The following is a 19680-nucleotide window of genomic DNA, read 5'->3' as shown; positions in this document are numbered from 1 at the left end:
CCGGTTGTTGGCCACGTCTTCCGCCTTTAATAGCTTATTCCTCCAGATTGAGCTTACGGCTTGAAACCTCGGCTTGGATGTAAGAAATAAAGTCATCCACTTTAAACTTGCCTAGGTCTTTACCTTTACGTGTACGTACTGCAATTTCACCGGCTTCCATTTCTTGGTCACCACATACAAGCATGAACGGTACACGTTTCAAAGTGTGTTCGCGAATTTTAAAGCCAATCTTCTCATTTCTCAAGTCTGCTTTGACTCTAAATCCACTTTTTTGCAGTTTTTTCGTAATTTCTTGTACGTATTCCGACTGTTTATCGGTAATGCCCATTACAACTGCTTGTTCTGGCGCCAACCACGTTGGGAAGAAGCCAGCGTATTCTTCAATTAAAATACCGATGAAGCGCTCTAGTGAACCTAAAATCGCGCGGTGAATCATAACTGGCGTGTGACGCTCGTTATCTTCACCAACGTAAGTTGCACCTAGACGCTCTGGTAATGCAAAATCGAGCTGCACTGTACCACATTGCCATGCACGGTCCAAACAATCATGCAAAGTAAATTCAATCTTAGGACCGTAGAACGCGCCCTCACCTTCTTGAATCTCGTATGCAATGTCCATTGCTGCTAGTGCTTGCTTGAGGTCGGCCTCAGCACGGTCCCACATTTCATCAGAACCTACGCGTTGCTCTGGACGAGTAGACAGCTTAACAACGATGTTTTCGAAACCGAATGTTGTGTAAGTGTCGTAAACCATTTCAATACAAGCTTTAACTTCTTGTTGAACTTGGTCTTCAGTACAGAATACGTGCGCATCATCTTGAGTAAAGCCACGAACACGCATGATACCGTGAAGCGCGCCAGATGGCTCGTTACGGTGACATGAGCCGAACTCAGCCATACGCAGTGGTAGATCACGGTAAGATTTAAGACCTTGGTTGAAGATCTGTACGTGACCTGGACAGTTCATTGGCTTGATCGCGTATTCACGGTTCTCTGAAGATGTTGTGAACATCGCTTCTGCGTATTTGTCCCAGTGACCAGAGCGTTCCCAAAGCACACGATCCATCATTAGAGGACCTTTCACTTCTTGGTACTCGTATTCGTTCAGTTTTTGACGAATGAATACTTCTAGTTCACGGAAAATAGTCCAACCGTTGTGGTGCCAGAACACCATGCCTGGTGCTTCTTGCTGCATGTGGAATAGATCCAATGCTTTACCGATTTTACGGTGGTCACGCTTTGCAGCTTCTTCTAGGCGAACTAGGTGAGCCTTAAGCGCTTTTTTATCGTGGAATGCAGTACCGTAGATACGTTGTAGCATCTTGTTATCACTGTTACCACGCCAGTAAGCACCCGCTACGTTAAGTAGAGTGAAGTGCTGACAGAAACCCATATGTGGTACGTGTGGACCACGACACATATCGATGTATTCTTCATGGTGGTATAGACCTGGACGGTCGTCTTTAGAAACGTTCTCGTCTAGGATTTCCATTTTGTATGTTTCGCCGCGAGCTTCGAAAGCATCACGCGCTTCCTGCCAGCTAACTTTCTTCTTAACAACCTGGTACTTGGTCTTAGCCAGCTCTTTCATGCGCTTTTCAATCTTCTCAAGATCTTCTTGCGTTAGAGAGTGCTCTAGATCGATGTCGTAGTAGAAGCCGTTGTCGATCGTTGGACCGATCGCCATTTTCGCTTCTGGGAATAGCTGTTTAACAGCGTGACCAAGAAGGTGAGCACAAGAGTGACGTACAATTTCAAGACCATCAACTTCATCTTTAGCGGTGATGATTTCTAGGCTTGCATCGTTCTCGATTAGGTCGCAAGCATCAACACGCTCGCCATCTACACGACCAGCAATGGTTGCTTTAGCAAGACCAGGACCGATTGATAGGGCAACATCTAGAGTTGATACAGGGTTGTCAAATTGACGCTGACTGCCGTCAGGAAGAGTAATAATTGGCATTATTTGTCCTTTACAGTGGTGTTGCACACCAAGCAACACATGAAAATGTTTAATATATGTCGGTCAACCAAGCGGAGTTGGTTGGGGATATATGCATAAGTAAAATTCACTTTTCAAGAAACAAATACAGATGCCTCTTTAAAAAGCGAGCAGGCATTGTAACGAATTCATATTAAATAACAATGATCGCTTTCTCCCATGCACTTTCAGTAAGCACAAAAAGCCAAAAATTCAAACCAAAAAACAAAGGTTAATAAAATGTTAAATATCACTTTTACCACTAAGCTTAACTTACTATCGCTAGTTAACCTTGGGGGTGGGAATGAAAAACAGAGTTTTGATTCAAACGCTGAGCTTTGTGACTCTCTTTCATACTGCGCCTAGCTTTGCTAGCGATGAATATGGACCGCTATTGAGTTATGTCCAGTCCCCTCTGCATTCAACGCGTCATACGCCAACCCTACGTTCAGGTTTCCCTATTAGTGATGGTGATATTGAGCTTTTTACCAGCTTTACTGCAGCGAGTATCTGGGCTAACTCCTATGACTATCATCTCGACTATTATCAAAACCAACTCCACACCGGACTACGCTGGCAAGTCAACAGTGATTGGCAATTTGAACTCAATTACCGCTGGCTATATGCCGGCAATAATCACCTTGATAGTTTGATTATCGATTTTCACGACTTCTTTAATATTGACCAAGCAGGGCGCGACCAAAAAAACAAACACGAATTCGACATTTATGCACCGCAACATGGTGTCAACATTTCCAACTTCTCTGGGGACACTCTGACCAGCGCCTTTACGCTATATAGCCAATACCAATTCATCAATACACCATCTCACGGCCTGTCATTGGGTATCGCTCTTTATAAAAACAACGTTAATAACGGTATCTTTGAAGGGGAAAGTTTTGAGCAGAGTGCGCAGTTAAATTACAGCTATGCATTTACGGATCAAAGTATCTACTCCTCTATCGCAATCACTCACCAATCCGACTACGAACGAGAGAATGACTTTCCGCACAAAAGTACCCTGCTCTCTTTTATGGTTGGGTATCGCTTGGAGTTGCTCACCAATCATGAACTTCATTTGGAATATCGACTTTATGAAGGTGCAGAGAATGGCCCTACCGAGTTTTCAGAGTCTGCCAACGAAATTCTCTTCGGTTACCGCTACAAATTGCCGTTTGGCGCGGTTGAGCTATCGATTATTGAAAACATCATCAATATGGATAACTCGACCGATGTTGGCTTTCAAATAGCTTATCGTCATCGAATCAGAAGCAGTGAGTAAGTTGCTCAATAGAATGTACCAATCCATTCACTTGAATGGGCCAGAGACAAAAAGCCGCGCATCGACACGGCTTACTCTTGCTTAGTGACTACATAAACTACTTACTTATGAGCTCATGATACGAGAAACAGCAGAATTGATATCACTATCAGACGCATTGATTGGCAGGCTAAATGAGATGTACTGGTCACCACGGAAACTCAATGAACGATCGATTTCAGCTAGGCAGTGAACCGTATTACCATTCACGATAATAAATGAAAGCTCAATCTCTTTGTTGTTGATGAAACCGCCATTTCTAAATTCTATCTCTTGGTAGCAACCCGACACAGACGAGAAGGTGTTGCCTTTTAAGTAGCCCTTTTCAACGTCGGCTTTGACCATTGTCATCCCCGCAGCCTCAACACCTTGGATGATCTTTTCAACCGTCGGCAGAGGCTTAACAACGATAAAGTCGCGATCTTTAGGATCAATTGCGAAACCGATATCTAGGTTCGTTTCTACCCATACATGGCACTGATTCATTTTCGCATTGAGTGCTGTGATTGGCGTTTCATCATTCAACTTTAAGCGAAATGGGACTTTCTTAGTTTCACCAGGTTGAATGGTGAATGGCTCTACTGCTTGAATTCTTCCTAAAGAAAAGGTCTCGTAACTTGTGCTGTCTTCCGTTTCCACTTTGACTTCGGTATTCAGCACCAAATTAATCAGATCGATCTGCTGCTCTACATCACCACCGAGAATATGGACGTTTCCGGATAATTCCCCACCTTGGAACACTTCGATATTATCCAAAACTGTGTCAACTTTAGCCGCACCTATACCCAACGAGGCTTTTAGTTTTTTAAACATACTTTCCCTTTTTAGAATTATCGTTTTTGAATGACTAATGACTTGAGGGTCAAACGACCAATTTGCTGCAGTTGCATCATATTAGCAAGTAATTTGCCCCATCCATGAGTCATCACACCCCACATTTCGCGTAAATATTGTAATCGTTCGCAAATCAGGTACTCTATTTGTATAGTCAATTGAGGGTTAAGTATGTCGAACGCGCCGTTATATTTGCAGATCAAGCAGTTTATAGATGACAAAATTTCTAAGGGGCACTGGCCGCCCGGTCACAGAATTACCACAGAGTTAGAGCTGACCGAACAGTTTAACGTAAGTCGAATGACGGTGAATAAGGCTATCAGAGATCTGGTAAGTGAAGGGAAGTTGGTGCGTAAGCCTCGTCTCGGTACTTTCGTCTGCGAGCCGACAGAAAAGGCGCAATCTCCTCTGCTCGACATCAATAACATCGCTCAAGAGATACGTGAACGTGGACAAGATCATCGAAGCCAAGTGCTGAAGCACCTGCAAATCAACGCGGATGAAAAGACCGCTATGCAACTGGGCGTCATGATAAATACACCTATTTTTTATAGCGAAATCATCCACTTTTCTAACGAAACACCAACCCAGTTAGAATGCCGATGGGTGAATTCGGACATTGTTCCTCACTACCTTGACCAAGATTTCACTCACGCTACTCCGAACGAATACCTCTCAAACAGCTGCCCATTGAGTGCCATAGAGCACACTGTAGAAGCCATTGTGCCAGACGCTAGAGTTCAGAAGAGCCTAGAAATGGCAGCTAACGAGCCTTGCTTACTCCTCAATCGCCGTACTTGGAGTGCCGAACGCTTGGTTAGCTTTGCACTGCTTTATCACCCTGGTTCCAAATACAAATTAAGCTCCAAAATACTGCTCAATTAAAGCACATCATCCTGCTTATTGATCACAATTTTGCAACATCAACTTGATTAGTTAATCGCTTTAGCCTATTTATTTGTATATACATTTAAACAACCAAGGTTAACGATGGAAATGGTGAAAAACTTGATTCTCAAAAATGCCAGTATTTGCTCAATGGAAGTTGGCGAGAGCGGCTACGCAATATCTGCGCTTCAAGACGTGCTAATCGTAGATGGCAAAATTGCTCAAATTGTCCCATCAGAGTCAAACGCATTTGCCACACAAGAATCAATGTCAGATCATCAGGTTGTTGACTGTTCAGGTAAGTTGGTAACCCCAGGGTTGATCGACAGCCACACTCACCTTATTTACGCGGGTAATCGTGCTAATGAGTTTGAGATGAGATTAAAAGGTGCAGCCTACACTGACATCGCAGCGCAAGGTGGCGGAATCTTATCGACAGTTCGAGCAACACGTGCCGCGAGTGAAGAAGAACTCATTGAGCTAGCGCTACCACGCCTCGATGGTCTGCTAAGTAGTGGCGTTACCACGGTTGAAGTTAAGTCCGGCTATGGATTGACACTCGAAGACGAGTTAAAGATGCTCAGAGCAGCTAAGGCTTTAGAAAACCATCGTCGTGTGCGTATCACAACTACACTTTTGGCGGCACATACCGTTCCACCTGAGTTTAAAGACAACGCCGATGAGTATGTCGACCTTATCTGTGACACTATCATCCCACGAGTCGCTGCGGAAAAGCTTGCAGATTCAGTCGATGTGTTTTGTGAGTCGATTGGCTTTACGTTAGAGCAAACCGAGCGCATCTTTCAAGCGGCCATAAAGCATGGCTTGTCTATCAAAGGTCACACTGAACAACTCTCTAATATGGGCGGCAGTGCATTAGCCGCAAACTATGGAGCGACCTCTGTCGATCATATTGAATATCTCGACCTTGCTGGCGTGCAAGCACTAAATGAAAACAATACCGTCGCAAACCTGCTACCGGGCGCTTTCTACTTTTTAAAAGAGACCCAGTTACCACCTATCGAACATCTACGTGAATACAAAGTACCAATGGCTCTTGCTACCGACTTAAATCCCGGTACTTCACCCTTTGCTGATCTCACGTTGATGATGAACATGGGCTGCACTCTCTTTGGTTTAACTCCGGAAGAGTCTTTGAGAGGCGTTACCTGCCACGCAGCGCAAGCCATTGGCAAAGCCGGTTCTCGCGGGAAAATTGTAGAAGGTTACGACGCAGACTTCGCAATCTGGAACATTGAGCACCCAGCGGATCTTAGCTATCAGGTCGGTGTACCACGTCTATCCAAACGTATCGTTGCAGGAGAGCTATGTCATGACAGCTTCTAATCTAACCCAGCACAATCACAAGTGGACAGGTCGTGATGACCTAGAAGATGGAGTGGATGGTAAACGAGTTCACCACATCACGCAGATCGTTGATTGTCAGAATATCCCTTCTGAGCAAGGCGTTGCCCTTATCGGCTTTGAAACTGACGCTGGCGTCGCACGAAACAAAGGACGCGTCGGAGCTAAGCAATCACCGAACCTCATTCGCCAAGCACTCGCAAATATGGCTTGGCATAACAAAGCGAATGTTTACGATCTCGGAAATGTAACGTGTGAAGGTGATGATCTGACTCACGCACAAACACAGTGTGCGGAGGTTGTGACTGAAGCCCTTAAGGAAACACGCACTATCGTATTGGGGGGTGGACATGAGATTGCTTGGTCATCATTTCAGGGGTTAGCCAACCACCTTGATCAGAGATCACAAGACCAACCACCTCGTATCGGCATCGTCAACTTCGACGCGCATTTCGATTTGCGTGAACATGAAAGCGAGATTGCCGATGTAAAACCAAGCTCTGGCACGCCATTCAATCAGATCCACCAATGGTGCCAAAATAATGGCTGGCCGTTTCATTACGCTTGTTTAGGCGTGAGCGCTGCGAGCAATACGCAAGCTCTGTTTAAAAAAGCAGACGCGCTCAATGTGTGGTATTTGAACGACCACCAGATCACCTACCCTAACCTAGTCGGTAACTTAGAAAAGCTGTCTGAATTTATCAAACAGTGCGACTACTTATACCTAACCATCGATCTTGATGTTTTCCCAGCAGCTACTGCACCCGGAGTCAGTGCTCCAGCAGCACGTGGAGTCAGCTATGACAATCTCGCGCCGCTGTTAGAACTAGTACTTCAACACCCTGATAAATTGCTACTCGCTGACATTGCTGAGTACAACCCAAATTACGACATAGACCAACAAACGGCTCGACTTGCTGCGCGCCTATGTTGGGATATCGCCAACGCTATGGCAAACGCATAACTTTAATAAAAACAAAAGATAACGTGAACATAAGGAAATCCAACATGACGGAACATCACAATAGCGACCCTCGCCTAGATACCTCACGTGAGATTCGCGCTCCGCATGGTACGACACTGCGTACTAAATCTTGGCTGACAGAAGCGCCACTACGCATGTTAATGAACAACCTAGACCCAGACGTAGCTGAGCACCCTCACTCGCTGGTTGTATATGGTGGTATTGGCCGCGCTGCTCGCGACTGGAAATGCTTCGATACTATTGTTGAAGTACTAGAGCGCCTAGAAGACGACCAAACCCTATTGGTACAGTCAGGCAAACCAGTGGGCGTTTTCCCAACTCATAAAGACGCACCACGTGTATTAATTGCCAACTCAAATATAGTACCGCACTGGGCAAACTGGGAGCACTTTAACGAGCTCGATAAACAAGGCTTGATGATGTACGGCCAAATGACCGCAGGTAGCTGGATCTACATCGGCTCACAAGGCATCGTTCAGGGTACTTACGAAACCTTCGTTGCAATGGCTAAACAGCACTTCAATGGTGATGCAAAAGGTCGCTGGATCCTAACTGGCGGCCTTGGCGGGATGGGCGGCGCTCAACCTCTAGCGGCAACCATGGCAGGTTTCTCTATGATCGCGGTTGAGTGTGACGAATCTCGTATCGATTACCGTCTGCGTACTGGCTATGTAGACAAAAAAGCTACCAGCCTAGATGAAGCAATGGCTATCATTACAGAATCTGAAACACCCGTCTCTGTTGGTCTACTTGGTAACGCAGCCGACGTATTCCCAGAACTTGTTGAACGCAACATCACCCCAGATGCCGTAACAGACCAAACCTCTGCTCACGACCCACTCAATGGCTACCTACCTCAAGGTTGGTCAATGGAGAAAGCAGCGGAAGAGCGCTTAGCCGATGAAGCGAAAGTAGTAAAAGCTGCGAAGCAATCTATGGCGATCCAAGTGCAAGCGATGCTAGATCTGCAAGAACGCGGTGCAGCAACCGTGGACTATGGTAATAACATTCGTCAAATGGCACTGGAAGAAGGCGTCGAAAACGCATTCGATTTCCCAGGTTTCGTTCCTCAATATATCCGCCCTCTTTTCTGTGAAGGTATTGGTCCATTCCGTTGGGCTGCACTGTCTGGTGATCCAGAAGATATCTACAAAACTGACCAGAAAGTAAAAGAGTTGATTCCGGACAACCCACATCTTCACAACTGGCTAGATATGGCTCGTGAACGCATTCAATTCCAAGGTTTACCTGCTCGTATCTGTTGGGTTGGTTTGAAAGACCGTGAGCGTTTAGGTCAGGCGTTCAACGAAATGGTTAAAAATGGCGAACTAAAAGCACCCGTCGTTATTGGTCGTGACCACCTAGATTCAGGCTCAGTAGCAAGCCCTAACCGTGAAACAGAAAGCATGATGGATGGCTCTGACGCTGTATCAGATTGGCCACTACTCAACGCACTACTGAACACAGCTGGCGGCGCAACTTGGGTATCTCTGCACCACGGTGGTGGTGTAGGTATGGGCTTCTCGCAGCACTCAGGCATGGTGATCTGTTGTGATGGTAGTGATGATGCGTCTCGTCGTATTGCTCGCGTACTGCACAACGACCCAGCGACTGGTGTAATGCGACACGCTGATGCAGGCTACGACATTGCGAAGCAGTGCGCGAAAGACCAAAAACTAGACCTACCTATGCTAAACGCTGAACTACGTAAGCTTTAAGAGTGAGAGAAGATATGTTGAACCTATTACTGAAACCAGGACAACTTGGCCTATCCGAGCTTCGTAAAATCAGCCGTAGCCCAGTGAACCTATCGTTGGACCCTGAAGCCATTCCGGATATCGAAGCAAGCACTCAGGTCGTTGAACAAGTGATCGCCGAAGATCGTACCGTGTATGGCATCAACACTGGTTTTGGCTTACTCGCAAACACGAAAATCGCACCTGAAGATTTAGAAGTACTACAGAAAAGTATCGTGCTTTCGCATGCGGCTGGTATCGGCAAGTTCATGTCTGACGAAACCGTTCGTCTAATGATGGTGCTAAAGATCAACAGCTTGTCACGTGGCTATTCAGGTATTCGTCTTAAGGTCATCAATGCACTTATCGACCTAGTGAACGCGCAAGTCTATCCTTGTGTGCCACAAAAAGGCTCTGTAGGTGCATCGGGCGACTTGGCACCCCTTGCTCATATGAGTACGGTTCTACTGGGTGAAGGTCAAGCGCGTCACAACGGCAAGATCATTACTGGCCTAGAAGCGATGCAAATTGCAGGGCTTGAGCCAATTACCCTCGCACCGAAAGAGGGTCTAGCACTACTCAACGGCACTCAAGCTTCTACAGCATTTGCACTAGAAGGCCTGTTTGCGGCAGAAGATCTATTTGCGTCTGCAACAGTATGTGGTGCGATGTCAGTAGAAGCGGCGCTTGGAAGCCGTCGACCTTTCGACCCTCGTATCCACCGCGTACGTGGCCACCGTGGTCAAATGGACGCTGCACTGGCTTACCGTCACCTACTCGATCAAACCAGTGAAATTGGTGAGTCTCATACTTGTTGTGAAAAGGTTCAAGATCCGTATTCACTGCGTTGTCAGCCTCAAGTGATGGGTGCTTGTTTGCAACAGATTAGAAATGCAGCGGATATCCTAAATATTGAAGCAAACTCTGTGTCTGATAATCCATTAGTGTTTGCAGACGATGGCAATATTATTTCTGGTGGTAACTTCCACGCAGAACCTGTGGCAATGGCCGCTGATAACTTAGCCCTCGCGATTGCAGAAATCGGTAGCTTGTCAGAGCGACGCATGGCTCTGCTTATCGATAGCGCATTAAGCAAACTACCTCCATTCTTGGTCGATAACGGTGGTGTGAACTCAGGCTTTATGATCGCTCAGGTAACTTCTGCGGCACTAGCAAGTGAAAACAAAACACTCGCGCACCCTGCTTCGGTTGATAGTTTGCCAACCTCTGCAAACCAGGAAGATCACGTATCAATGGCAACATTCGCAGGCCGTCGCTTACGTGACATGGCCGAAAATACCCGTGGCATCCTTGCCGTTGAATACTTGTCAGCAGCGCAAGGGCTTGATTTCCGAGCGCCAAACAAGTCTTCAGCTAGAGTGGAAGAAGCGAAGCAAATTCTACGAGAGAAAGTCAGCTTCTACGACAAAGACCGCTATTTCGCGCCAGACATTGAACAAGCTAACTTGCTGCTTAAGCTTTCAGTACACAACCATCTAATGCCTGACGGTATTCTATGTAGTTTCTAAGTAGCAATTTTCTAAGCTAATAAATTAGCTGCTTAACCGACTAAGCCTGCACTTCATTACCCCGAGTATCGAGTGCAGGCTTTAATAATTTGCCCCTTTACCTTCCTAGTCACCCCTGCCATTTGCAGCATCAATATAACAATCAAGATCACATAAAACCTACACGGTCGATCAGTAGAATATGAACACAGTCACTAACTGGATAGACCATTAGATTCGAATTAGTCCGTTATAATCGCCCCAGTTTTGATAATGAATAGCGGTATTATGTTTCTAACACCATACGTTTCTACTGAAGAAAACAAATTTCAATTCACTCGTGAACAAGCTAGTCACTTCGCAAAAAAGGTTGCTGGTGATTTCAACCCAATTCACGATGAAGATAACAAACGCTTCTGTGTACCTGGCGACCTACTATTTGCGGTTCTACTGCAAAAGCAAGGCATCAGCCAAAAGATGCGTTTTGATTTTTCAGGCATGGTAAGCGATGGCATTGCATTAGATGTAGAAAACAAATGCGATAAAGAAAGTGCTGTTGTTGATGAGAAAGGCAAAGAGTACCTACACATGACATGTGAAGGTGAAACAAGCCAAGATCAAGCCTTCATCGAGCATGTCGTGACTAACTACGTTCAGTTCTCGGGCATGAACTTCCCGCACATCATGGTTCCTCTTATGGAAGAGCAACAGATGATGATCAACTGCCAACGTCCTCTGGTTATCTATGAAAGCATGGAAGTAGAGTTTTCTCGTTTAGACCTAACTCACCCAGAAGTTGCGTTCTCTGGCGCAACATTCGACGTTGAAGGCAAGCGCGGTGTGGTAACTCTTAACTTCGATTTTAAAGAAAATGGCGAAGTGGTTGGTAAAGGCGTTAAACGCATGGTAGCAAGTGGTCTTAAGCCATACGACCAAGCGTCAGTTGACGACCTAGTAAACCGCTTCAACGAGCGCAAAGATATGTTTCTAGCACAGTTCGCTGCAGCCGCTTAATGAGTCAAACTTCTCTATAGCGCAAAGCAATAGCAAAAATTATAAAGCCCAGCTTGAGATAAGCTGGGCTTTTTGATGTCTGCAACCTAATTGACGACAGGTAAGGTTTCAACAAAAAGAGCTTCACACTATGAAGCTCTTTAAATCAAAACACTGGGAAATTAGTGGCGTTTTCTTAGTAAACCAACGCCCACTAACATTAGCAACCAGTGCCAGCTAAATGAACCACCGCCGCCGCCCGACTTAGCGACTTGAGTACCACTTGATTTAGAGATCACAACCTCATTAGTGTATTTAAGGTTGCTGAACTTAATTTTATCTTGGCCACCAATACCATTTTCGTCCTTTGCATAAGCAATCATTATGCTATTGCCAGTTTCACGGACTAATCTAAGCTGAGCAGTATCTGATCCAGTACCCGACTTAGAGTATTCTAACTGTCCATTAACAAAAATAAGCATATAATCGTAGTTTTGCTCAGTCGACACATTCAAGTCTAACGATACTGTACCTCTTGGAATACCCTGGATACTGATACGAGCTATTTGAGCATGACTTAGTGATGGTGAAACGATCTCACTGCCTTCCACTCTCCACGCTTCGGTGCTCAATATTTCACTGTTTGGAATATTAATCAGAGAGGCGGCATTTTGATTTAACTCACGAGCACCTATCACATTCACATTACTTGTTACCACCTCAGACCCTGCCAAATCGGTATTTATCTGGACACCAAATGGGTCCTTGCCGATTAAATTAATCTCTTTGGTCACTTGGATTTGACAAGTTTCACCAACCGCAATGTTGTTACAACCGTTGTTAACGATGACAGCACCTTTCAACGGAGTGACATTAGAAACCGTAATTACCTGATCACTGTAGTTTGCAAACTCAAAGGTATGAGTAAGCTCTCCAGGAGTACGCATACCAAGGTACTCATTTTCACGATAGCTAAAGCCTTTTGTTTTATCAGCGATCCATGATTCAAAATGGCTTATGTTGGTGTAAACACCATAAGCATTAGCTTGGGCACATCCATCTCCCCAACTAACAATACCTAACTGTTCGTAACTCCCATTGGTTTCTAAAATGATGGGGCCACCACTGTCACCTTGACAAGAGTCTTTCCCACCAGCAGGAAAGCCCGCACAGAACGCATCATCGCCAATAAAACCATAGTTCGAGTTATTATCACCCGCAGCTTGGCATATAGCTTGGTCGACTAGAGGTACATTCACCTGGAACAAGTTACTATTTGAAGCGTAGCGGTCTGAGGCGTCTTGATCTCCCCATCCCATGACCGTTAAGGTTTGACCATTTTGTAGATTCCCGCGTGTAAAGCGATCAACTAAAGAAACCTGTTTCTCTTGAGGCTCTTCCGTTAATTCCAATATAGCAATATCGTTGTTCAATCGAATGCGGTTGTAATCGGCATGCATGTAGATATTTTTCACAGAATATCGATGGCTCTCCGCCTCACTTGAAGCGAGATTCGATGTCCCGATAACTACATCGAAATCTTTACCACTCATAGCGTCAACACAGTGTGAAGCTGTCAAGACATAACGCTTTCCTATATAACTTGCACCGCAAAATTGTCCGTTGTACGCATCAATATCTTTAAATACAAGTGCCGTCATAAATGGCCAGCTATCCGTAGCAGCTTGCTCACCATTAATTATTCGAGAAGAAACGTCAGCGAACGCTGATGTCGAAGACAAACATGCCAATCCAATAACAGCGGACAGCAATTTAGTCTGTTTCATATTTTACCTAGCCTTAAATACTTCTATTAGTTGGCGCAGGCTAATTTATAAATAAAACATATGAAACATGAGTTTTGTATTTTTGTGACGTACATTAAGGTGTGAGATTTATTCTCATTTACAGATCACCTTTTTAAATCCAGCGGCGAACTTTCTGTTTGTAATCAACGTATTCAGCCCCAAATAGCGATTCCAATGCTTGCTCTTCAGGAAGGATTTGAAAGCGGTTCATATAGATAACGAACAACAAGCTAAGCGCAAGACTAAATAGATTTTGAAGATAATATCCGAAACAAAAGAGCAGGATGAAGAGCGCAAGATACATTGGGTTTCTGCTGTATCCGAAGATACCTGAATCAACCACCAATGAGGCACTGTCCACTTTGATTGGATTGACGGTAGTTTTATATTTTTTGAATTCCCAAACCGCAGAAAGGCCAATCACACCGCTACTCAAGATACCCACGAATAATATGAGCTGATGATAAGGAAGAGAGAACGAGGCTGACGTCAGACTATTGGCTAGCCAATACGACAACAACAAAAAAACAACAAATAGCGCGAGCGGTGGTACTTTTAATTCCAAGAACTTCATAGCCTTCCCTATGCGATATTGAGATATTAAAAAGCCCAGTCATTGCTGGGCTTCATCATTTATATCAATCTTTCAAGTGCTTGTAGTGGGTGAGCAAGTTTCTCTCCCTCGAAGCGCTTAACCTGACTTCTGCAAGAATACCCGGTTGCAAGGCATCGATCTTTCGGAAGATCTTGAATTTGTGGCTTCCAACTCAATCCATAGATATCTTTCGACATCTGTAGCTTATCGACTTCGTGACCAAAAGTACCGGCCATACCACAACAACCCACAGGCACCGTCGTTAACCCGGCACCAAAGTGAGCGAATATTGCGCCCCACTCTTTCTCTGCATTTGGCATTTTGGTCTTTTCAGTACAGTGAGCAAACAGGTACCACATCTCTTCGCTAGACTCGCGAGTAGCAAACTCTTGAAGACGTGGCAGCATCCATTCATGCACGGTGAGTACATCAAAATCACCACGCTTATCACCGAGAACTTCTAAGTATTCATCGCGGTAACAAAGTACCAGAGCCGGATCAACACCCACAAGTGGTATACCGATATCCGCAATAAGCGATAAGAAATCAGCGGTCGATTTGGCGTTCTTAGCAAATTTGCTCAAGAAGCCCTTTATATGTTGAGCCTTACCATTTGGTTTGAATGGTAGAACAACCGGAGTTTTCCCAAGCTTAATAAGTAACGAGACAAAGTCTTCAACCACGTCTGCGTCGTAATAACTGGTGAATGGGTCTTGAACGATCAGAACGTGCTGTTGTTTTTGTTCCTTCGACAGACCTTCTAAGTACTGTAAGTCAAACGCCTTGAGCTGCTTTTCAGATAGTCGCTTATCCAGCGTAGGCACAGACATCAAAGGTGCATCAACATAACCTACGGTTTTTGCTGTCGCGCTTTTCACCCACTTCTGAGACAGAGCCGCGTTGACAACTTTTGGCGCTTTTGCCATTAACGGCAACATGGTTTCAATGTTCGCCACCAAATAGTCTTTCGCCGGACGTTGGTAACGAGAGTAGTAGATATTTAAGAAACGAGAGCGGAAGCTTGGAACGTCAACTTTAATCGGACACTGGCTCGCACACGCTTTACACGCAAGACAGCCATTCATCGCTTCATGTACTTCATGAGAGAAGTCGTATTCGTGACGCTTGTTCAGCGAGTTACGAACACGTTCAATCATGGTCTTAACGGGTGTTGAGTCGCTAAGTGCTTGTTGCTCCAAATCGAGGATATCGACACCCTGCTCGGTCAATTGACGTAACCACTCACGCACTAAGCCCGCTCTGCCTTTTGGAGAATGACGACGATCAGCCGTCACCTTCATCGATGGGCACATCGGTGAGCTTGTATCGTAGTTAAAACATAGACCGTTGCCGTTACACTCCATCGCTTGCTTGAAGCTATCACGGACTTGCACATCAATCTGACGATCGTAGTAACCGCGTTTAGTGTCGGTGACTTTAACCAGCTCTGCATCACTATCAAGCGGTGTACAGATCTTACCTGGGTTCATCTTGTTGTGCGGGTCAAACGCCGCTTTTACTCGACGAAGCTCCGTGAACAGCTCTTGACCAAAGAAGTCTGGACCATATTCAGAGCGATAACCCTTACCATGTTCACCCCACATCAAGCCGCCGTATTTCGCCACCAGCTTAACGACGTCATCGGAGACTTCATGCATCAACGCTTCTTGTTTCGGATCGCAAAGATCCAGCGCTGGACGCACGTGCAGAACCCCCGCATCCACGTGGCCAAACATGCCATAGTTTAAAGACTTAGCATCAAGCAGTTCACGGAACTCCGCAATAAAGTCAGCTAGGTTCTCTGGTGGCACACAAGTATCTTCAGCAAATGCAACAGGCTTAGCTCGTCCTTTTGCGGCACCCAACAGGCCTACGGCTTTTTTACGCATGTTATAGATACGACCTATGCTCGCTAAGTCACTGCACACTTGAAAACCGATAATACCCGCTTCTTCCACTTCTAGCATTTGGTTCAAGCGTTCAGTCAGTGCACTCACTTGAGCTTCAACTTCAGCCTCATCCTGACCAGCAAACTCAACCATATTGATACCGAGCATCTCTTTATTCGGCACATCAGTCAGCAAATCACTCACTGTATGCCAAACAATATCTTGCTTAGCGAGATTCAATACTCGTGAGTCAACGGTTTCGACAGACAAAGCATTCGCTTCCACCATAAATGGCGCATTACGCAATGCAGAGTCAAACGAGTTGTATTTCACGTTGACGAGCGTTCGAGCTTTGGGAATAGGAGTAAGATTTAGCTTGGCTTCAGTAATAAAAGCCAACGACCCCTCTGCACCACACAAGACGCGAGTGATATCAAAACGGTCGTTTTCTTCATTCAACGCGTTCTTTAGGTCGTAACCCGTAAGAAAGCGGTTCAATGGTGGGAATTTTTCTAGGATTTGTTGACGTTTTTCACGACAAACAGATTCCGTCACTTCTAACGCTTTATGGGCGTACTCACCAACGTTAGGTAACCCATTTGAAAGGTCTGACTCCAGAATAGAACCGTCAGCAAACACCGCTTGTAGCGATAACACATGATCGGACGTTTTGCCGTATTTCAGCGAGCCTTGACCAGAAGCATCCGTATTGATCATACCGCCAAGTGTGGCGCGGTTACTGGTCGAAAGATCGGGGGAAAAGAAATAGCCATAAGGTCGAATCGCATCGTTCAATTGATCTTTGACGATACCCGCTTGAACACGCACCCAACCCTCTTTCTCGTTTATCTCAATGACTTGATTCATGTATCGAGAGAGGTCGACCACCACACCTTTCGTCAAGGATTGCCCATTCGTACCAGTACCACCGCCACGTGGCGAAAAAGTCACTCTTTCATACGTGGATTTGGCACTTATTTTTCCGACCAACGAAACATCGTGAGTAGTCTTAGGGAGTACCACCGCCTGTGGCAACTGTTGATAAACACTATTATCGGTTGCGACGGCTAAGCGGCTTGAATAATGAGATTCGATGTCACCAGTAAAACCGGCCGCTTTTAACTCTTCTAAAAAGCGAACAACAACTGGATCGACATCAGCATTGAGTTGAAGTCTTGGTAACATTTGCTTCCTGCCCCTACTTCGCTGATCCTATCAGCAATGGGTTAAATTAGAATTTTAATAATTTTCTTTGAATTTCGTCACTTTACTACTAATAAGTTCATATAAAAAGGTGATCAAATAAGAATCTCAGTGCAAGAATGCAATAATAGTCACTTTTCTATTCATTCAGCACCAGTATACTGAATGGTGTTTTATTAAAGATACCCATGAGCGCAATATAATGAGAAAAAATAAGACAGTCACAACAGAAGACATTCTTCTAAAACTTTGCCAATCGGTATCAAGCGTACTGACTTCTGCAACTGCCTCCTCTGTTCAATACTCAGCGATGGTTCAAAAGATCAGTAAGACCAGCCTTAAACCAGATTTTGGTTGTTTTGTTCTGTTCGATGGCGGATTTTCTGGCCTTGTTGTTATTAATTTTACTTCAAAGGCCGCACTAGAGATCTACACCAACTACATGCGCAACATGGGCATGCCGGAAGATGAGCTTGCTGTACTGCACACCTCTGACGAAGTGGGTGATGTTTTGGGAGAGCTGATGAACCAATTGGTTGGCGACTTTACCAACAAAGTACGTAAAGAGCTGCAAACTAACATCACCCAAAACCAGCCAAAAATGTTAGCACTGAACAAGCAAGTTAACCTATCAGTAGATACGAACTTGGACCGCCCACAAGCGCGCCGTGTGACTTTCTCTACTGAAAAGAACAACATTTTCTACCTAGAGCTGGCAATGGACAAAACCGAGTTTATCCAACTTGAGGAGTTTGAAATTTCTGAAGATGAGTGCCCAGACAGCATATTAGAAGCAACTCAAAAGAAAATGAATGATGGCAAGACAGACAACAAACTGTCTGACAACGACGCCGCAGCAGACTTGCTTGACGAACTCGGCATCTAGTAATCGAAACCTCGCTTTCACCTTCTCAAAACACCATCAATAATTTGATGGTGTTTTCATTTCTAAGATGACTTTTAGATCAAGCACTCCCATTGCTAACAAGACTTTTACTTTCTGTTGCTCACTAAAACGGGTAAAATATCGGACTTTTAAAAAAATGTGGTAATGATTAGTCGATCGATGGATAAGAAAAGAGCCCTCAAAAAAATTGCCAAGTGCTTAGAGCTTGGAAACTCAGCCAACGTTAACGAAGCCGCTAACGCGATCAAAATGGCACATAACTTGATGCTCAAATACGGCCTCAAGAAGGACGATATTGAATTCATCAAGATGGGGAAAACTCAATCAACACATCTTCTGCCCGCTAACATTAGCTCAACCCTTCTACGTGTCATTCGTGGTATCAATACCAAATTTGGTGTGGAAGCAGTGCTTCTCAATCACAAAGGCCTGAAGCGCGCCGAATTCATCGGTGAAGCCGACCGTGCGATATTCGCAGCCTTCGCTTTTGACATTATCTACCGTGAAATGAATGAGCACACTGGCCAGTTCCGTAATAGTTTTGCGGGTTCAGGCACGAGTTCACCTGAAGTGACTCGCCGAGTAAACTCGTTTGTCTCTGGCTGGGTTGAAGGCGCATTGGAAAAACTGCCGACTATCACGCCTGATGATGAGTCAAACAACAAAATCAATAACTACATTGATAAAGAATTTAAAAACATCGACCGCGAAACCTTCAAGCAACAACTAAAAGAAGCAATGAAAAACCTTACTGCTGATTATGAGGTAGGGTTAAAGAAGGGTCGTAAGTTATCTGTAAACCGTCCTGTCGCTGGTGCACAGGCGGCCAAGCGGATAACAAAGTCTTAAGACTGGCTATATACTTAAAAATTAAACCGCTAATAGAAGTTTCCTCGACGGATATACAGAACAATATGTTTGTCATACACATCGACTGTATGACTGAAGTACAACATGGAGACAACACGTTGAAAAAAATCACATTAGCACTTGCGCTGACTATCGCTCTAACCGGCTGTCAGGCGACTCAGCGTCAAAACGCAACGACAGGTGAATCTGAAACAAACTCTGCGACACAAGGTGCTCTGATCGGTGCTATCGCTGGTGCCGTAGCGGGCGCAGCAACGGGGGATGACTCTAAAGATCGTCGTAAACGTGCACTCATTGGTGCTGCAGGTGGCGCGGCTGTCGGTGGGGGTATTGGTTACTACTTCGACCAACAAGAAGCGGCATTACGCCAAGAGCTACTTAACTCTGGTGTTCAGGTTGAGCGTGTTGGCGAAAACCAACTGCTACTTCGCCTAGAAAACGGCATCGGTTTTGAATCGGGTTCTTACGCTCTTGAGCCAAGCATCCACAAAACACTGCGCGGTGTGGCCCGTATTCTGGTTGAGTACCCTGACACAAGCCTAGTGATCGATGGTCACACAGATAGTACTGGTAGCGAATCTACCAACCAAATCCTATCTGAGCGTCGTGCTGAATCTGTGCGTGCATTCTTGATCTCTCAAGATGTCGCAGCAGGCCGTGCTATTGCTCGTGGTAACGGTGAACGCTACCCAATCTGTGACAATGGCACATCACAAGGTCGAGCATGTAACCGTCGCGTAGAAATACAAATTCTACCGTTGAAATAATCTCGATTAAGCCCAGCCAATCGCTGGGCT

General features: G+C 45.2%; 15 protein-coding genes. 10 read left to right on the top strand and 5 right to left on the bottom strand.

The window, feature by feature from the left end:
* Positions 1–34: 34 nt before the first annotated feature.
* Entirely contained in the window at positions 35–1963 is a 1929-nt protein-coding gene (gene thrS / locus AC6I7V_RS06020) for a threonine--tRNA ligase (RefSeq protein ID WP_255230861.1), read from the bottom strand.
* A 322-nt stretch (positions 1964–2285) separates the two neighbouring features.
* On the opposite strand from thrS, the gene AC6I7V_RS06015 reads away from it, so the two are divergent.
* A complete protein-coding gene (locus AC6I7V_RS06015) occupies positions 2286–3263 on the top strand; it encodes a DUF3187 family protein (RefSeq protein ID WP_498011539.1) in 978 nt (325 codons plus the stop codon).
* Between the two features lie 105 nt (positions 3264–3368).
* Here AC6I7V_RS06015 and AC6I7V_RS06010 read toward each other — a convergent pair whose 3' ends face one another.
* Positions 3369–4115 (bottom strand): sporulation protein, encoded by a 747-nt coding sequence (locus AC6I7V_RS06010; RefSeq protein ID WP_498011538.1) that lies wholly within the window; start codon positions 4113–4115, stop codon positions 3369–3371.
* A gap of 192 nt (positions 4116–4307) precedes the next feature.
* Here AC6I7V_RS06010 and hutC point away from each other — a divergent pair, with 192 nt between their 5' ends.
* The 6 genes from hutC (at position 4308) to AC6I7V_RS05980 (ending at position 11632) form a co-directional block, all read left to right on the top strand.
* On the top strand, positions 4308–5021 hold the full coding sequence (gene hutC, locus AC6I7V_RS06005) for a histidine utilization transcriptional repressor HutC (RefSeq protein ID WP_498011537.1): 714 nt from the start codon (positions 4308–4310) through the stop codon (positions 5019–5021).
* Between the two features lie 105 nt (positions 5022–5126).
* On the top strand, positions 5127–6371 hold the full coding sequence (gene hutI, locus AC6I7V_RS06000; RefSeq protein ID WP_498011536.1) for an imidazolonepropionase: 1245 nt from the start codon (positions 5127–5129) through the stop codon (positions 6369–6371).
* Positions 6358–7353, top strand: a complete 996-nt coding sequence (hutG, locus tag AC6I7V_RS05995) for a formimidoylglutamase (protein WP_498011535.1) — start codon at positions 6358–6360, stop codon at positions 7351–7353. Before hutI ends, hutG begins: the two co-directional genes overlap by 14 nt.
* 44 nt (positions 7354–7397) lie before the next feature.
* Positions 7398–9092 (top strand): urocanate hydratase, encoded by a 1695-nt coding sequence (gene hutU, locus AC6I7V_RS05990; RefSeq protein ID WP_032549217.1) that lies wholly within the window; start codon positions 7398–7400, stop codon positions 9090–9092.
* Positions 9093–9106: 14 nt separating this feature from the next.
* The gene (gene hutH, locus AC6I7V_RS05985; RefSeq protein ID WP_498011534.1) at positions 9107–10639 is read left to right on the top strand and encodes a histidine ammonia-lyase; all 1533 of its coding nucleotides are present in this window, start codon (positions 9107–9109) and stop codon (positions 10637–10639) included.
* A 267-nt stretch (positions 10640–10906) separates the two neighbouring features.
* Complete coding sequence (locus AC6I7V_RS05980; RefSeq protein WP_498011533.1) at positions 10907–11632, top strand: DUF3581 domain-containing protein; 726 nt, start codon at positions 10907–10909, stop codon at positions 11630–11632.
* 161 nt (positions 11633–11793) lie between these two features.
* Here the strand turns inward: AC6I7V_RS05980 and AC6I7V_RS05975 are convergent, their stop codons facing one another.
* From AC6I7V_RS05975 to ydiJ, 3 genes are all read right to left on the bottom strand, one after another.
* Complete coding sequence (locus AC6I7V_RS05975; RefSeq protein WP_498011532.1) at positions 11794–13398, bottom strand: S1 family peptidase; 1605 nt, start codon at positions 13396–13398, stop codon at positions 11794–11796.
* Positions 13399–13531: 133 nt separating this feature from the next.
* Positions 13532–13993, bottom strand: a complete 462-nt coding sequence (locus tag AC6I7V_RS05970; protein WP_255230873.1) for a methyltransferase family protein — start codon at positions 13991–13993, stop codon at positions 13532–13534.
* 59 nt (positions 13994–14052) lie between these two features.
* The gene (gene ydiJ / locus AC6I7V_RS05965) at positions 14053–17088 is read right to left on the bottom strand and encodes a D-2-hydroxyglutarate dehydrogenase YdiJ (protein WP_498011531.1); all 3036 of its coding nucleotides are present in this window, start codon (positions 17086–17088) and stop codon (positions 14053–14055) included.
* A 220-nt stretch (positions 17089–17308) separates the two neighbouring features.
* Between ydiJ and AC6I7V_RS05960 the strand changes: the two genes are divergently transcribed.
* From AC6I7V_RS05960 to AC6I7V_RS05950, 3 genes are all read left to right on the top strand, one after another.
* Positions 17309–17992 (top strand): DUF3334 family protein, encoded by a 684-nt coding sequence (locus AC6I7V_RS05960; protein WP_255230875.1) that lies wholly within the window; start codon positions 17309–17311, stop codon positions 17990–17992.
* Between the two features lie 180 nt (positions 17993–18172).
* Positions 18173–18862 (top strand): DUF2786 domain-containing protein, encoded by a 690-nt coding sequence (locus tag AC6I7V_RS05955; RefSeq protein ID WP_498011530.1) that lies wholly within the window; start codon positions 18173–18175, stop codon positions 18860–18862.
* 119 nt (positions 18863–18981) lie between these two features.
* A complete protein-coding gene (locus tag AC6I7V_RS05950; RefSeq protein ID WP_032549227.1) occupies positions 18982–19650 on the top strand; it encodes a YiaD family glycine zipper/OmpA-like lipoprotein in 669 nt (222 codons plus the stop codon).
* Positions 19651–19680: the final 30 nt, after the last annotated feature.

This window comes from Vibrio sp. KUL70, assembly GCF_059725515.1.
The sequence above is the reverse complement of the archived record's forward strand: the minus strand, read 5'-3'. Positions and strand labels throughout refer to the sequence as shown.

Coding starts and splice junctions, on each gene's coding strand:
- thrS (WP_255230861.1), bottom strand. CDS start 1,963: ATGCCAATTATTACTCTTCCTGACGGCAGTCAGCGTCAATTTGACAAC.
- AC6I7V_RS06015 (WP_498011539.1), top strand. CDS start 2,286: ATGAAAAACAGAGTTTTGATTCAAACGCTGAGCTTTGTGACTCTCTTT.
- AC6I7V_RS06010 (WP_498011538.1), bottom strand. CDS start 4,115: ATGTTTAAAAAACTAAAAGCCTCGTTGGGTATAGGTGCGGCTAAAGTT.
- hutC (WP_498011537.1), top strand. CDS start 4,308: ATGTCGAACGCGCCGTTATATTTGCAGATCAAGCAGTTTATAGATGAC.
- hutI (WP_498011536.1), top strand. CDS start 5,127: ATGGAAATGGTGAAAAACTTGATTCTCAAAAATGCCAGTATTTGCTCA.
- hutG (WP_498011535.1), top strand. CDS start 6,358: ATGACAGCTTCTAATCTAACCCAGCACAATCACAAGTGGACAGGTCGT.
- hutU (WP_032549217.1), top strand. CDS start 7,398: ATGACGGAACATCACAATAGCGACCCTCGCCTAGATACCTCACGTGAG.
- hutH (WP_498011534.1), top strand. CDS start 9,107: ATGTTGAACCTATTACTGAAACCAGGACAACTTGGCCTATCCGAGCTT.
- AC6I7V_RS05980 (WP_498011533.1), top strand. CDS start 10,907: ATGTTTCTAACACCATACGTTTCTACTGAAGAAAACAAATTTCAATTC.
- AC6I7V_RS05975 (WP_498011532.1), bottom strand. CDS start 13,398: ATGAAACAGACTAAATTGCTGTCCGCTGTTATTGGATTGGCATGTTTG.
- AC6I7V_RS05970 (WP_255230873.1), bottom strand. CDS start 13,993: ATGAAGTTCTTGGAATTAAAAGTACCACCGCTCGCGCTATTTGTTGTT.
- ydiJ (WP_498011531.1), bottom strand. CDS start 17,088: ATGTTACCAAGACTTCAACTCAATGCTGATGTCGATCCAGTTGTTGTT.
- AC6I7V_RS05960 (WP_255230875.1), top strand. CDS start 17,309: ATGAGAAAAAATAAGACAGTCACAACAGAAGACATTCTTCTAAAACTT.
- AC6I7V_RS05955 (WP_498011530.1), top strand. CDS start 18,173: ATGGATAAGAAAAGAGCCCTCAAAAAAATTGCCAAGTGCTTAGAGCTT.